14 protein-coding genes and 1 pseudogene are annotated in these 15,599 nt (G+C 36.4%); 4 read left to right on the top strand and 11 right to left on the bottom strand.

The window, feature by feature from the left end:
* Positions 1-39: 39 nt before the first annotated feature.
* From HIPMA_RS00220 to HIPMA_RS00240, 5 genes are read right to left on the bottom strand one after another with little or no spacing between them, the layout of a single operon-like run.
* Entirely contained in the window at positions 40-756 is a 717-nt protein-coding gene (locus tag HIPMA_RS00220; protein WP_013681073.1) for an ABC transporter ATP-binding protein, read from the bottom strand.
* Positions 749-1,519, bottom strand: a complete 771-nt coding sequence (locus tag HIPMA_RS00225; RefSeq protein WP_013681074.1) for an ABC transporter ATP-binding protein — start codon at positions 1,517-1,519, stop codon at positions 749-751. Before HIPMA_RS00225 ends, HIPMA_RS00220 begins: the two co-directional genes overlap by 8 nt.
* 4 nt (positions 1,520-1,523) lie before the next feature.
* Positions 1,524-2,468, bottom strand: a complete 945-nt coding sequence (locus HIPMA_RS00230) for a branched-chain amino acid ABC transporter permease (protein ID WP_013681075.1) — start codon at positions 2,466-2,468, stop codon at positions 1,524-1,526.
* Positions 2,468-3,367 carry a branched-chain amino acid ABC transporter permease gene (locus HIPMA_RS00235; protein ID WP_013681076.1) on the bottom strand — a complete coding sequence of 300 codons (900 nt, stop codon included), beginning with the start codon at positions 3,365-3,367 and terminating at the stop codon, positions 2,468-2,470. The genes HIPMA_RS00230 and HIPMA_RS00235 overlap by 1 nt, the downstream gene beginning before the upstream one ends.
* 13 nt (positions 3,368-3,380) lie before the next feature.
* Complete coding sequence (locus tag HIPMA_RS00240) at positions 3,381-4,460, bottom strand: branched-chain amino acid ABC transporter substrate-binding protein (RefSeq protein ID WP_218915353.1); 1,080 nt, start codon at positions 4,458-4,460, stop codon at positions 3,381-3,383.
* 281 nt (positions 4,461-4,741) lie between these two features.
* Between HIPMA_RS00240 and HIPMA_RS00245 the strand changes: the two genes are divergently transcribed.
* From HIPMA_RS00245 to HIPMA_RS00260, 4 genes and pseudogenes are all read left to right on the top strand, one after another.
* Positions 4,742-4,921 (top strand): SAM-dependent methyltransferase, encoded by a 180-nt coding sequence (locus tag HIPMA_RS00245; RefSeq protein WP_169309456.1) that lies wholly within the window; start codon positions 4,742-4,744, stop codon positions 4,919-4,921.
* 12 nt (positions 4,922-4,933) lie between these two features.
* Positions 4,934-8,035 carry a UvrD-helicase domain-containing protein gene (locus HIPMA_RS00250; protein ID WP_041323905.1) on the top strand — a complete coding sequence of 1,034 codons (3,102 nt, stop codon included), beginning with the start codon at positions 4,934-4,936 and terminating at the stop codon, positions 8,033-8,035.
* Positions 8,025-10,826, top strand: a complete 2,802-nt coding sequence (locus HIPMA_RS00255) for a PD-(D/E)XK nuclease family protein (RefSeq protein ID WP_013681080.1) — start codon at positions 8,025-8,027, stop codon at positions 10,824-10,826. Before HIPMA_RS00250 ends, HIPMA_RS00255 begins: the two co-directional genes overlap by 11 nt.
* A 232-nt stretch (positions 10,827-11,058) precedes the next feature.
* Positions 11,059-11,316: pseudogene (locus HIPMA_RS00260) on the top strand (DUF4277 domain-containing protein); the annotation flags it as partial.
* A gap of 182 nt (positions 11,317-11,498) precedes the next feature.
* Here HIPMA_RS00260 and cysC (HIPMA_RS00265) read toward each other — a convergent pair.
* The 6 genes from cysC (HIPMA_RS00265) to HIPMA_RS00290 all read right to left on the bottom strand — a co-directional run bounded on the left by cysC (HIPMA_RS00265) (position 11,499) and on the right by HIPMA_RS00290 (position 15,520).
* The gene (gene cysC, locus HIPMA_RS00265; RefSeq protein WP_013681083.1) at positions 11,499-12,227 is read right to left on the bottom strand and encodes an adenylyl-sulfate kinase; all 729 of its coding nucleotides are present in this window, start codon (positions 12,225-12,227) and stop codon (positions 11,499-11,501) included.
* 99 nt (positions 12,228-12,326) lie between these two features.
* Positions 12,327-12,665, bottom strand: coding sequence for a four helix bundle protein (locus HIPMA_RS00270; RefSeq protein WP_013681084.1), 339 nt, complete (start codon positions 12,663-12,665; stop codon positions 12,327-12,329).
* A gap of 87 nt (positions 12,666-12,752) precedes the next feature.
* Complete coding sequence (gene cysQ / locus HIPMA_RS00275) at positions 12,753-13,661, bottom strand: 3'(2'),5'-bisphosphate nucleotidase CysQ (protein ID WP_013681085.1); 909 nt, start codon at positions 13,659-13,661, stop codon at positions 12,753-12,755.
* Between the two features lie 9 nt (positions 13,662-13,670).
* On the bottom strand, positions 13,671-14,339 hold the full coding sequence (cysC, locus tag HIPMA_RS00280) for an adenylyl-sulfate kinase (RefSeq protein WP_013681086.1): 669 nt from the start codon (positions 14,337-14,339) through the stop codon (positions 13,671-13,673).
* Positions 14,323-14,565 carry a four helix bundle protein gene (locus HIPMA_RS00285; RefSeq protein WP_013681087.1) on the bottom strand — a complete coding sequence of 81 codons (243 nt, stop codon included), beginning with the start codon at positions 14,563-14,565 and terminating at the stop codon, positions 14,323-14,325. The genes cysC (HIPMA_RS00280) and HIPMA_RS00285 overlap by 17 nt, the downstream gene beginning before the upstream one ends.
* Positions 14,566-14,572: 7 nt before the next feature.
* Entirely contained in the window at positions 14,573-15,520 is a 948-nt protein-coding gene (locus HIPMA_RS00290; RefSeq protein WP_169309457.1) for a transposase, read from the bottom strand.
* Between the last annotated feature and the right edge of the window lie 79 nt (positions 15,521-15,599).

Consider the following 15,599-nt stretch of genomic DNA (forward strand, 5'->3'; position numbering starts at 1 on the left):
AAGATAAGGAGGAGCATTCTACTCCTCCTTCTGTGTTTTTTATTTCTTCTTTCCAAGATAGGCTTCTTGTATTTTCGGTGAGTTCATAAGCTCCTCTGATGTTCCCTCCATGACGATTTTGCCCACCTCAAGCACATATCCCCTGTCGGCTAACTTTAAAGCTGCCTTAGCATTTTGCTCAACAAGCAAGATGGTTGTGCCTTCTTCTTTAATCTGCTTTATTGTCTCAAATATAGCTTTTACCAATACAGGCGCAAGGCCTAAACTTGGCTCATCAAGCAATAATACCTCTGGCTCGCTCATCAATGCCCTTCCAATAGCGAGCATCTGTTGCTCACCGCCGGATAGGGTTCCTGCAAGTTGGTTTTTTCTTTCTTTTAGGCGGGGAAAGAGCTCGTAAATCCATTCCAATGTTGAGGTGTTTATTTTAGCTTTTGTGTAGGCTCCTAATTTTATGTTTTCCTCAACCGTCAATGTGCCAAAAACCCTTCTGCCTTCAGGGGATTGACTAATTCCAAGCCCTACTATTTTATGTGCAGGCATAGAGGTTAATTCAAGGCCTTTGTATCTAATGCTACCAGATTTTGCCTTCAAAAGCCCGCTTATAGTTCTTAAAGTGGTCGTTTTGCCTGCGCCGTTTGCTCCTAATATTGTTACAAGTTCTCCCTTATCCACCTCAAAAGATATGCCCTTTACCGCCTCTATGCTTCCATAGGATACAACAAGGTTCTCGACGACAAGTATTTTTTCACTCATCTTCATCCTCTTTTCCTAAGTAGGCTTCGATGACTATCGGATTGTTTTGTATCTCTTCTGGTTTGCCTTCGGCTATCTTTTTACCGAAGCTCAAAACACTTATGTATTCTGTTATGCTCATAACAAGGTCCATGTTGTGTTCTATTAAAAGCACTGTTATGCCCATCTCTTTGATTTTTCTTATGGTGTCAACCAATTCTAAGCGTTCTTTGTCATTCAAGCCAGCGGCAGGCTCATCCAATATTAACAACTCAGGCTCTGTTGCTAAAGCCCTTGCCATTTCAATTTTTCTCTGAATACCGTATGGCTGACTTGCAGCAGGCATCTTTGCAAGGTGTGTTAAGCCAAACAGATCCATGAATTCCTTAACCTTTAACCAGTTTTCCTTTTCGTCTTTGTAGTAAAAAGGTGTATGGATTATTCCATGCCACCATTTTTGCCTGCTCCTAAAGTGCCTGCCCGACATGATGTTCTCTGCTACACTCATGTCTCCAAAGAGCCTAATGGTTTGAAATGTCCTGACTATGCCCATATTTGCTATTCTGTGTGGAGATAGACCTGTTATGTTTTTGCCTTTAAATATGATTTTGCCTTTTTCTGGCTTGTAAACACCGGTTATGCAGTTAAAAACGGTTGTTTTTCCAGCACCATTTGGACCTATTATGCCATAGACCATACCCTCGTCTATGGATATATCCAAAGAATCAACAGCAACAAGTCCGCCAAATATCTTTGTTACACCCTCTAACTGTAGTAGCACCATTTTCTCATTCCTTGGTTATGTAATTTGGAATTTTGCCGAACTTTACAGGCCATATGCCTTTTGGCCTAAATATCATGATTAGAATCATTGCTATACCAAAGACCAGATACCTTGCCTCGGCAAACTGTCTAAACATTTCAGGCACAACAAACATGAAGAACGTTCCAAGAAGAACTCCCGGTATAGATGATGGTCCACCTACTAAAACAATTGTGAAGAATAGAACAGATTGTATGAAATCAAATGCATCCGGAGAGACAGCAGAGAATTGAAGTGTGAATACAACACCTGCAAGCCCTGCAACTGCTGCAGACAATCCAAAGGCATAAAGCCTGTAAAATCTTGTGTTTATGCCTATACACTCACTTGCAAGAGAGTCTTCGTTTAGGTAGTGAAGAGCTCTGCCTGGTTTGCTTGTCTCTAAGTTGTGTATTATGATGAGTGTTAAGATAAGCACAAAGAATGCCAAAAAATAGATAGATGTTTGTGATGAGAAAGAAAAACCGAACAGTTTTAATGGCTCAACACCGAAAATACCGTTTGGTCCTCCTGTTATACCGAATACGTTGTTTTTTAAAGCTTGAATGAAAACAATGTTAAAACCTATAGTTGTAACAAGTAAATAATCCCCACGCAGGTGAATAATTGGAGCTGCGAGTAAGATACTTGCAATAACAGGTAAAATTATAGCCACCGGTATTGTTGCCAATATAGGCCAGCCGTAAACCATGTTTAAAATGGCGGTTGAGTAGGCTCCAAGTCCAAAAAATATGGCATGACCCATATCGAACATGCCGGCTCTACCTAAAACTATATCCTGACTCAGTGCAACGGCTGAATAGATAAGAAATGTTGTAAAGACTGATGTCCAATTTGAGTTGAAGATAAAAGGCACGATAATCAATGCAGCAAAGAAAACACCGTAAGAGACAATCTTTTTTGTATCCATCATACTTTCTCCGCAACCCTTTCTCCAAGGATTCCTGTAGGTCTTATTATCATGATAACAATTAGAAGCACATAGGTTAAAGCCAAAGCCCAGCTACTGGATAGGTATCCTGATATGAATGCATTAAAGATGCCAAGCAGAATACCACCCAGCATTGCGCCTGGTATGTTTCCAATTCCACCTATAATGGCTGCAACAAAGGCATTAAGTCCGTAAATCCACCCCATATTAAAGTGGATGCCCCTGTAGTACATACCGATAAATAATCCGCCTACTGCACCCAGTGCAGAACCTATAACAAATGTTGTAACAATAACCCTATTTACATCTATGCCCATCAATCTTGCCGCATCCTGGTCTATAGCGCATGCTCTCATGGCTGTACCTAACTTTGTTCTATTTACAAAGAAATATAAAGCCACCATTAATACAAACGATATAATCAAGACCAACACCTGCATTAAGCTTATATAAACATTTCCAATGTTGTAGTTTGCATTAGGTACTGCGCTTGCCGGGAATATCCTGGGCATTGGTCCCCAAATTAGCATTATGCCGTTTTCTATAACCAATGAAGCACCCAAAGCCGAAACAACAGCGCTGAGCCTTGGGGCTTTGCGTAGAGGCCTATAGGCTGTTCTTTCGAGTATTACACCTGCTGTAGCTATAATTATCATGGTGGCTATGAATGTTGTGATAATTAAGAGAACGGGGGAGAGTGCCCCCGCAAGTTGCATCATTATCACAAGTCCAATGTAGGCACTTAATGCAACTAAATCGCCATGAGCGAAGTTTATTAACTTCAACACGCCGTAAACCATGGTATATCCGAGTGCAACAAGGGCATAGATACTGCCGATTGTTAAGCCATTAACCAACTGTTGAAGGAATATGTCCATGGTTTACCCCTTTTTACTTCTCCTTGTAAACGATATGATATTTGAGGTCTGAACCTATTCTATAAGCCATATAAGCACTTCCGATTCTTTCGCCGTTTGGTGCAAAGCTTATAGGACCTGTAATGCCTGGGAAGTCTTTAAGCTTGTTGTGTAGGTAGTCTGCTATTTTCTTTGTATCTGTAGTTTTTGTCTGCTCTGCGGCATAAAGAATTGCTCTCAAACCATCAACATTGAAGAGAGTCCAAATGCTTGCTGGATTCTCATGATAAGTCTCTTTGTAAGCCTTTAAGAATTTCTTGGCAGCATCATATGGGAGCATCTCTGGTAGAGGAACGTTTACAAGATAAGCACCTACTGCAGCTTTGCCTGCAAGTTTAATGAATTCAGGGTTGTCGTTGGAGTCACCACCAACAAAGTCTGCTTTCATTCCGAGTTGAACCATCTGAGCCCTAATTAAACCACCATCTGTGTAATAACCGCCGAAATATATTACATCAGGATGGAAGGATTTGATTTTTGTTAGAATTGGTGTGAAATTCTGAGCACCAGATGTGATTTTGCCTGTGTAAACGATGTTTCCGCCCATCTTTTTGATGTTTTCAACTACTGCATTTGTTAGATTTGTAGAGAATGTTGAGTAGTCAGAAATAGCAGCTATTCTTTTGTAGTGCTGTTTCTTTAGGAAGAATTTAGCTGTAAATGCAGCCTCTGCTGAGTTGGGGGATGAGTTTCTGAAGAACGTCCAATAACCATGCTTTACCAGTGTATCGCTTGTACCGTCAGATGTCTGGAGAACGCCAGCTCTGTAGTAGATTGGTTCTGCAGCTTCTGCACATGTAGATGTGTAGGAACCGATAACTGCAATAACACCCTCATCTACGAGTTTTCTTGCGCAGATTGCAGCTTTAACGGCTTTACCCTCATCATCGCATGTTACAACTTCAAGTTTTTTACCCAAGATACCACCCTTTTCGTTGTACTGCTTAACGATGAGTCTAACGGCTTTGTCAATCGACTGACCCTCGCTTGCAAATTTGCCTGTTATAGGAGCTTGAACACCAATTTTGATAACGCCTGCTGCAAACGAGGACACGCTAAACAACACCGCTGTAAGCAAGCAGTGCAACCAACACGCCAGCCAACCTGTGCTTCATACAGCACCTCCTTAAAAAATTAATTTTAAGTAAAGTTTAAACCCTCTATTACTCATTATAATCATTTTTTCTATTAAATCAAATAAAATTTTTATATATAGAAACAATGTTTAGAAAAAAGCTAAAATAATGGTAAAATTTTTATAAAAATGGCCAAAATATTTAATTTATTTTATGTTTTATAGGTGCAAAACTCAAAGATTTTTATATAATGAACAACATGAGAATTATCGTTTATCCAATTGGAAGAGTAAAATCTATACTTACAGATATAGAGCAAAAAGATTTAATTGATGATAATGCAGTTATAGAGATTGACAAAGATCTAAAAGAGGGGCTTTCTGGTCTTGAAGGCTTTTCGCATATCATCGTGATTTTCTACATGCAAGCGATAAAATAATTTGACTTATCAATGAGTTTGGCTATCTTAAATTCTATGGAACCCAAAGATGCAATAGCGTTCAACAATCTCTCAATTGAAGCCTCTGCAGGTAGTGGAAAAACATACAGATTGGCAGAAAGATTCTTGTTGATGCTTACCGAGTATTTAAAATCCAAAGCCACGCTTAAAAGCCTCAAATTTTGCGGGGGTAATCAGGAGACTTGCCAAACTCCGACCTCTATAGACTCCATCATAGCCATAACCTTCACAAACAAAGCCGCTGCCGAGATGAAAGAGAGGGTTATATCCTTCCTAAAATGCCTTGCTGGCATAAAATCAGACAATGTGCCCGATGTAGGGCTTGATAAAGACTCATCATTTAAGTTGCTTGTTGAGATTGTCGAGAAATTCTCAGACTTCCACATAACAACCATTGACTCGTTTATGAACAGAATACTCAAAGCCTTTGCTGCCGACTTAAACATACACCCGGATTACGAGATAACATTCGACAGGGATACGATTTTTGATGAGGCGTTCGAAACGCTTGTAGCGGATAAAGCAAACGCAGAGGAGTTGTTAAGCTTTTTAAACAAGCTATTACTGCTTAGCCAATATGAAGGCATGAATCCAAAGGCTATTGTTAAAAAAGGGCTCAAAAAATTTGAAGAGGTTGAGCTTGAAGAGGGTGTTGTTGGGTTTTCTGATTTGCTTAATTGCTTGGATATTAAGGCTAAAACTCTTGAAGAGATTTATAATAGCCTAAAACGAAAGGTAAGGACAGAAATCGGTATTATTAGGCAAATCTTAGAAGAAAGTAAAAAGCTTTTTGATGGGCGCCAAATAAGAACACTTAAAACAATAGATGAAGAAAACATCATAGAAAAATATGAAAAACTAAAAGAAAGACAGTCTGATAATCCTTCTTGTAATTTTTTAAAAAGCAACAATCTCCCACCCGAAACAGAAAAGGCCTTCAATGAAAGCTTTAACAGTCTTATAGAAATATCAGAGCAGTTTTTACTCCTAAAGGGTGTCTATGAGGCAGAGGCCATAAAAGAACAGCTAAGCAAACTGAAAGAGATTGAAAAAAGGATAAAGAGCTCTTTGAATATAGTCGAAATCAGCACCATATCCAAAGATATTAGCGGTATCCTAAGAAAGGATTTAGGTGTAAGTTATGCCTTCTGCAGGCTTGGTGAGCGCATTTCACACTATTTGATTGATGAGTTCCAGGATACATCACACAGCCAGTTTGAGGCTATGGAGCCTTTGATTGACAATGCCCTTGCAGGGGAGGGTAGTGTCTTTGTAGTGGGGGATAAGAAGCAAGCGATATACGCCTGGCGTGGCGGTGATTACACTATCTTTGATAAGATTACCAATAAAGATGGGATTGAAACAGATAGACTTAAGCTAAATTACAGGTCAGCTAAAAACATAGTGAAGTTTAACAACAAGGTATTCAAGGTGGCAAAGCTGCTTAATAATGAGTTTTCCTCTGCCCTTTCAAAAAATAGTGCAGGAAAAAAAATAAGGGATGCAATCATCGATATATATAAATACTCCTATCAAAGGATAGATAAAAATAAACAAGATAACAATCCAGGATATATCGAAGTAAAACTCGCCGATAAGGATGTAATAGATGAAAATAGAGATGAGTTTTACAGAAAAAGCATGATAAGGCTAATAGATAGGCTCATAAACAAATTCAAACTAAAGCCATCGCAAATTATGATTCTCATAAGGCAGAAGGAAAATATAAAAAAGGTCTTTAGCTGGTTAAAGGAAGAATTCCCAAATATTGAGTTCATTACGGAAGATTCACTAACACTTATAAGCAATGCAGAGATAAAAAAGCTTCTTCTTGTTGCCTCTGCTATTGCATTTGAAGAAGAGCCTGCTTACAAAAAGGCATTGGAGCTTATAAATTGCAATATAGACATAAAAGGTTTAACCGAGCAGATAAAGGGATTAACACCCTATGAGGTCTTCGTAAAGCTGCTCAGTTTTGATGAATTCGATAATAAAAACAATAAAGCTTATTTTGATAGGCTCTTAGAAGAGGTCTTAAAACTAACAGAGCAGCAGAAGAGCCTTCAGGAGATAATTCAATACTTCTATGACAACCCAGATATCACCATAACCCTAAATGAAGAGATTGAGGCAGTAAGAATCATGACCATACACAAGGCAAAGGGTCTTGAAAGCCACACCGTCATAGTGCCATTTTACGATTGGAGTTTATTTAATCCTCCAAAGAACCTATACAGAACTGTTGATTTATCACCCTTTGTAAAAGGAAAAAAAGCATTCCTAAAGATAGACAAAGATATAAAACTCTTCTTAGATGATGCAAAAGAACAGTACGCAGACTTTGTAAAAACCCAGTTTATAGAGTCCTTAAACATCATGTATGTTGCAAGCACAAGAGCCAAGGAAAACCTATTCATAATAGGGACATTTAAAGAGAAAAAGAATAACAAAATGACTTCTGGTGATATGCTTGATTCTATTCTTAAAGGGGTATATCCAGATCAGTTTAAGCAGAAGTTTTTTCTTAAGGTTTTGAAGTTTGGAGAGCTTGAGAAACAGGAAGAAAATAAGAGTGGCAGTGTTGATGATGGTGAGATTGAGCAGCAGCCGCCTAAGAGGGTTTCAATATCAAGGGAGTTTTTAAAGGTCTACCCAAAAGAGAGCTTCAATGCCAATATAGAAGAGAAAAGGTTGGGTAGCCTTTACCACCTTGCCATGTCATTTATCGGCTTTATGGGGAATAAAAACATAGACAATATAGCAGAAAAAGCCTATCAAAAGGCATCAAGCTTAATGGGATATAAAAACCCAAAAGCAGTTGGTTTGATAAGAAATACACTTGAAGACTTAAAGGATTACTTTGAGAATATAGACGGCTTCCACAATGAGAAGGAGTTTGTGGACAGATACGGCAATATCCTAAGACCGGATAGAATTGTAGTAAAAAATAGTCAGATTTACATAATAGACTTCAAAAGTGGCAAAAAAGAAAATGAGCATTTGCAGCAAGTGGGAAACTACATGAGGCTATTCAAAAAAGCAAAGGGTATCATATACTATGCAGATAAGAGGGAAATAGTCCGTGTCGGCTGAGTTTTATAAAATCGACTTAGCCATAAACTATCCAGAATATATTGCAAATCTTTTGAATTCTCTAAAAGATGATTATAAAAAAATAGTGTTTATATCGGCAAACAAACGCCCTATAAGGTTTATAGAAAAGCAGATAAGTCCAGAGGCTGCCTTAGGTGTGGACTTTTTTACAATCGATGAGTTTGTGCAGTGGATAGTGGCAAAATACTCTCATCCAGCACCAACCATACAGAGCAAACTTTCCAGAGAACTTTACTTCCTTGATTTGATAAAATCCACTATTGGTGAAGAAAAGCCTCTGTTTGGTGGAGATGATGCCCAACTCCTTGGATGGGCAAAAAGGCTATCATCACTATTTGATGAGATAGACAGACAACTTCTTGATAAAAAACTTGCCAATTTTCAATATATAGAAGCCATCGATGAGGCACAACTTATACTTGAAAGGCTAAAAAGCCTATATGCAAAATACAGGGAGGATTTAAAAAGCTTCACATACTCAGGCGACAGCTTCAGACGAGCAGTCAAGATAACTGAAAAAGATGAGTTTAAGGAGGACTTTAAGGATTCGCTTTTTGTCTATAGCGGCATTGTCTATCTATCCAATTCCGATTTAGAGATCATAAAGAACATATCAACTGTTGCTGATATAGTCTACCTATCCCAAACAGACCTCTCAAAAAGGGAAAAAACAAAAGGCAAGATAGGTTTTTCAACATTTAAGGTAATAGATGAGCTTGAAGCAAAACTCAAAAAAGCAATAAACATAAAGACAAAGCAGATAAAAAGCAATACAAACAAGGAAACAGAGCTATTTTTCTATCAGTTTGCAGATACGCATACCCAAGCAGAGGCTATCTTTAATATCCTAAAAAAGCACAAACAGATAAAAGAACCAAGCAAGCTTGCTGTAATACTGCCCAACCAGGCAACACTATTCCCTCTTCTTTCCTTTATCGATAAGGATTACAACATAAACATAACAATGGGCTTTCCCTTTTTAAGCACAAGTGTTGGTATGTTTGTTGACTCAGTCTTTGAGATTGCACTTGATGTGAAAAACAGGGAGCAGGAAGCCCAAACCGTAAACTCAAAACTGCTCGTTAAGTTTCTAAGCTCAAGTATTATAGGCCTTTTTAAGGATGAGATAACTAAAAAGGCTGAGCTTATAAAAAAGGAAATATTTGAAAACGGTTCAGGCAGCTATACATTCAAGAACGGTTCAACCATTCAATCCCTCATAAGCAGCTTTATCAACATAAACAGCTTAAAATCACTAAAAGACGCGTTTATAGAGTTAATAAACGGTATTGATGAAGAAAAGTTACAAGAATTTGAGCTTGAATCGCAACTCTTTCAACTGCTTCAAACCCATATTATAGATGCTATAGACAATCTGCCAGACAGAAGCATAGACCTAAAATTCGCCTATCAGCTAACCAAAGAGATACTAAAAGACATACAGGTTCCTTTTGAAGGATACCCTTTAAAAGGTATTCAAATTATGGGAATGCTTGAGGCTCGATCTCTTTCCTTTGATGAGGTTATTGTGGCGGATGTCAACGAGGGTGTTTTACCGTCTATCGATAAGATTGACCCGCTTCTGCCTGAGGAGATAAAGGTTGCATTAGGTTTAACGTCGTTTAAGCAGAAAGAGGCGCTTGTTAAGTATAACTTCTTTAGGCTCATCTACTCATCAAGTAAAGCCCATATTATGTATAAAGTCGGTTCAACAGGTATGGAGAAGTTCATAAAAAGCAGGTTTGCAGAACAGTTGATTCTGCTTGAAGAATTAAAAGGCAAAAAGCTAAACTTTTACACGCCAAAGATAAACCTTACGGTTGCAGGGGATAGCAAAAACTATATAGAAAAAGACGAAGAGGCTATAAATTATTTCAACAGCAAAATCAGTTTTGCGCCAACAGAGATAGACGCATATCTTAACTGCCCGTATGCCCACTATTTGGGATACATAAAAGAAATAAAGCCGAGGATTAGTTTGGAGGATAAGTTTGAGGCAAATGTGCTGGGAAATATTATACACAAACTACTTGAGGAAGGGTTTGCGGAGTTTAAGGGGAAAGAATTAGGCAAAGACGATTTAGAAAAGATAAGAAAGAACACCTTGAGAAGATTGGACAACATCTTTAAAAACCACGATAAAGAAACCAAAGACTTCTTAGACAAACTATCCGAATTTGAAAAACTTGGCCTGCCTATAATTTTAAAGTTCAGGCTATCCAATTACTTTGCGGTGATAACCAACTCTAAAGATTTCAAGCCGTTTGAGGTCGTTGAAACAGAATACGACAGGGGCACTTTCGATATAGAGCTCAGCCCAACGGTCAATGTAACACTTTGGGGGAAAATAGACAGAATAGATAAAGTTGGAGATGTTTTGAGGATAGTTGATTATAAAACAGGTATGCACAGCCTAAAGCCAAAAGTAAAAAAAATTATCCAGGTCAGTAATCATCTCAAATATGACCTGTTCAACGACGAGGAGCTAAAAAAGGTAAGGGACACTGTTGTCTCATTTCAGCTTGCCATCTATATGCTAATTATCACAAACGAATGGAAGGATAAAGAGATAACAACAGAGTTTCATTATATTGGAAAATCTAATATTATAGAAAAAGGGCCAACTAGTAGAGATATTGAAATATACAAAAAACTTTTGCAATATACGCTGAACCACATGAGGAATTCGGGGCATATCTATGCTATACCATCGGACAGGTGCAGTTTCTGTCCGTATAACTATTTCTGTCACTTTGCCAAATATTTCTAAGGCACACCTTTATTTTTCTGTGTATCTTTCAGGATTTCTTAAGTATATTTGCAAGATAAATGCTGATTTCTGATAGTTGTTCTGATTCAAAAGATTCTATCCCCCTTTCCGCACCCAAACCTCTATTTTATTTGACCAAACCCAAATGCACAGAGTAAAAGAATGAAAAGGGTCTTAGAATAAACGGAACAGAAAATGCTTACATCTCCCTCTAAAAAGAGGGGGTATTTAAATGTTACAACAAAAAGCAGTTATCAAGAACATGGATCACTTAGGACTAATAGCTGGTATGATAGACGAACTAAAGATAGCAGAAACCATAGATGATGAAATACCATCATCAAGCAAATCAAAGAACCTAAGCTATGGCGAAGCAACAAAGGCAATGATCCTTAACGGTCTTGGTTATGTCAACAAGCAACTCTACCTAACTCCTCTCTTCTTCAAAGACAAACCACTAAAGAGATTATTCGGAAGGGATGTCTCCTTTCTTAAAAAAATCGTTTTCTGTTAATTTATATATTTTTACTGTCAAATCTTTAGCTTTTTGCCAAACATTCAACTCTCTAAAATTACCCATCTAACTCTCTTTAAATCAATTTCTCAAAACCTAACACCTAATACCAAATACCTAACACTTAGCACTTAACACTTAATTCTTAGCACTTAGCACTATTTAATCAACCTCTTTATTACATACTCATAGACTTTATCAGCTAACTCTTCTGCTGAATATCTTTCTGTATCCAAAATAAGCTCTGGATTTTTAGGCTCCTCGTAAGGTTCGTGAACTCCGGTCAAATTCGCTATTTCTCCTTTTTTTGCTTTTTCATAAACTCCTTTATAATCTCTTTGCATGCATGTTGATAAGTTTGCTTTTACATAAATCTCAACAAAATTTTTAGTATTATTTCTGATAAAGTTTCTTATCTCTTCATAAGGAGTAACAAATGAAGCTATTACTGAGATTGAATTGGATTGTAATGTTTTTATCAAAAACGCTACTCTTTTAAGATGTAAGATTCTTTCATCCTTTGTATATCCTATTTCAGGGATCATCTCCCTGATATCTTTACTATCAAGTCTCTGAAGTAAAAGATGATCATACTTTTTAAGTTTTTTATAAACCAAATCCGCAATAGTAGTTTTACCAGACAACGGCAGTCCTGTAAACCACAAAACGAATGGTTCTATTTTCTTTTTCCCATATTTTATATTGCTCCAAATGCGCTCATGTACAAAGTATATAGCTATCTTTGTGATACTCTCAACTACTCCTGCAGCTATTGCCAAATCAAGCCTACCAAAAAAGGCAAAAACAATTACGGTCGTTGTGGCAGTAGCAAAAATTCTCCAAGAAATTGCTTTTAATAATGAGCGTCGCTTGGTTTCTATAAACATAATTAGTTTTAAGTATTAAGCGTTAAGTGCTAAGTGTCAAGCATGAAGTAATAAGCATTAAGCGTTAAGTTCTTAATACTTAGTACTTAGTGCTTAATTTTATTTATAATTATTTTTTAGTCCTGTTAACATTTTCAATAATTCATCAAGTTCCTCAATCCATTTTAAACCTATTTGCTTTTCTATATAAGTTATCTCTATGCCTATATATATCTGCGTCATCAATTCTGCAGCTGATCCTTTTGCAATCTCAATAAATCTAATTTTTTCTTTGTCAGACTCTTTCTCCATTCCTTCTGCAATATTAGAAGCTATTGACAAGCTACTTCTTGTTATCTGATCTTTAAAGCCAAAATCCTTTAACTCTTTAAAATAATTGTATATATTAACTGAAAGTCTACAACTCCTTTTCCATACATCCAAATTCTCACACTTCATCCTACTTACCCTACTTAACACTTAATACTTAATACTTAGCACTTAAAACTATGAAGTATGGATTAAGCAGATTTTCTTTATTGTATTTTAAAGGTATTGGGTATTGGGTGTTGGGTGTTGGGCATCCAATTGAAAATTTTGGATTTTGGATTCTGGATTTTGGATTAAGTTTGAACTTTGAACATTGAACATTGAACTATCGTATATATATATTTCCCCTCCGGCTTCTTTAACAATGGCATGTGCTGCTGCAGTGTCCCACTCCATCGTAGGTCCAAGGCGTGGATAAATGTCAGCTTTACCCTCAGCTACTAAACAAATTTTCAGACTACTTCCAATAGAAGTAGTGATTAGTGAAGAGTGATTAGTGAAGAGTGAAGATTCTTTTAAAGCCTCTATAAAATTTTGAGTTTCTTGATTCATATGCGACCTACTTGCAACTACAATTAAATCTTTATCATCTCTTTCAACAGGTAACTTAACCGAATTTTTCAAAATTTCATTCATTCTCCTTTCACTGTTCACTGTTTCACTATTCACTGATTTATATGCTCCCAATCCTTTTGCTGCATAATATAATGTATTAATCGCTGGTGCATATACAACACCAAGAACAGGTGAATCTTTATGAATTAAAGCAATATTAACCGTAAATTCTCCATTCTTTTTAATAAATTCCTTTGTACCATCCAAAGGATCAACAAGCCAGAATATGTCCCAGTTTTTTCTATCATCATAGGGAATTTCTTTATTTTCTTCACTGAGGATGGGGATTCGTGTAAGTGTAGGTGTGGGTGTGTGTCTAGGTGCTGGTGTGAGTTGTTTAAGACCATCGCAAATTATCTCATTGGATAATTTGTCAGCCTCCGTAAGTGGACTTTTGTCATCTTTGTATTTAACTGAAAAATCTTTATGATATATTTCCATTATCTTTCCACCTGCTTTCACTGCTGTGAATATTACTTGAGCCAATAAATCTGATAAAAATTCTTTCATAAAATTTCCTCAAATAATTTTTTTCGCTTTTAAAAATATAACTATTTTTTCAACACATTCATTTACAGACAATTTATCCGTTTTTAAATGTATTTCAGGACTTAGCGGTGGCTCATATGGTGAATCTATACCGGTGAACTCTTTAATCTCACCTTTTCTTGCTTTTTTATACAGCCCCTTTGGATCTCGCTGCTCACAAACCTCTATCGGAGTATCTACAAAGACCTCTATGAATTCATCACTTCTTACAAGGCTTCTTGCATAATTTCTTTCTTCTCTAAAGGGTGAAATAAACGCTGTAATCACTATAAGTCCTGCATCCACAAAAAGTTTTGCAACTTCAGAAATTCTGCGTATATTTTCTTTCCTATCTTCGATAGAAAAACCAAGATCTTTGTTTAAACCATGCCTTATATTGTCACCATCCAGAAGATATGTATGTACATGCATTCTATTTAATTTTTCTTCAAGAGCATTTGCAATTGTGGATTTACCAGAGCCGCTAAGACCTGTAAGCCAGATGATGCAAGGTTTGTGGCCTTTGATTTTGCTGCGATCAGATTTGGTAATTTTGTGAGGATGGTACACTATATTAAAATTTTGGATTTTGGATTTATTTAATAATTTTGAATTTTGGATGTTGTATTTTGGATTTTTGTTATTATTTTGATTTTTCATTTTTTAGCCTTTCTCGAAGTGTTATTATAATCTTTCTTAGTATATTTATAATTGAATTAATTTCTTCAAAAAGATATTTTTTATTTTCATAATTATCGAGAAATTTGCTATCATTCAATAGTCTAAGCCAGTATAGTGTTTCTCTTGCTTCTTTACTAGCAATACTCAGCTTTGAAATAAAGTCTTTACTTGATTGTGGAGCAAGACAGGGGTCGCATCTCAACATTTGACATTCATTTCCTCTCCATCTCTTTTGTCGTTTTTTCTACCATTCCTTGGGTTATTTTATCTTTTCTCATTTCTTTTTCAAATCTTTTTACAGTTTGAGATACAGCAGAATAATCGATATTAAACAGTTCACCAATTTCTTTCAATGATAAAGGTGTGTATTTTTTTAGAAGATATAGGGTTAATTTTCGGTAAATATTGCCTTTGATTTTTTTAAAGATTATGTTTTGTTTTATATTAAACTGAGTTGATACAGCATTAATCACACGTTCTTTTGGTAGTAAGTTTTCACCTTTTATATGACTTATTTCCCTGTTTGAACTCAATTTGGATATCTTCTCTTTTATCTTTTCTATAAATTTTTCACTACCTAAAGCTAAATTCTTATAACTTTTTTCAAGGGGATTTTTAAGATCTGCATTCTCTATAACATACTTCATATATTGTTTTTGAGCCTGTTCTTCATTATCTGAAAAATTGCTTAATATAAATGACACATCAAGTCTTTTTACGAGAGGGCTTTTTTTGCCGATATAATCTAAGAAACTTGAAAAATGATAGTTATCCGGATCATCAACCATACCAGCTCTTGCAGGATTTAGATGAATGTAGGCTGATAAAACTAATGCATAGCTATCCGCATCAACAACAATGGATTTATATCTACCCTGAAATATAGAGCCTACAAGTTTATATTTTGCCCTAAACCAGTTGGCATAAGATGTATTGAGATAATGCATGCCCTCTGAGATGTTTGCAGATGGCGTTTTTATAAACAGATGATAGTGGTTATCCATAAGGCAGTAGGCGTAACATACAAAAGAGTATTTTTCAAAGGTTTCATTCATTTTGTCTATAAAGACATATTTATCCTTATCAGAATAAAAGATATTTTCTCTTCTAATGCCTCTTGCGGTTATATGGTAGAATGCATTCTCAAAAGAAATTCTCAAAGGTCGTGCTATAACAGAGGGCAAAGTATCATAAGATTGAGTGAATGTCAAATGTTGAGATTTGACCCCCTATATTCTT

Origin of the sequence: Hippea maritima DSM 10411 (genome assembly GCF_000194135.1) — a bacterium.
In the GTDB taxonomy this organism is placed as follows: Bacteria; Campylobacterota_A; Desulfurellia; order Desulfurellales; family Hippeaceae; genus Hippea; species Hippea maritima.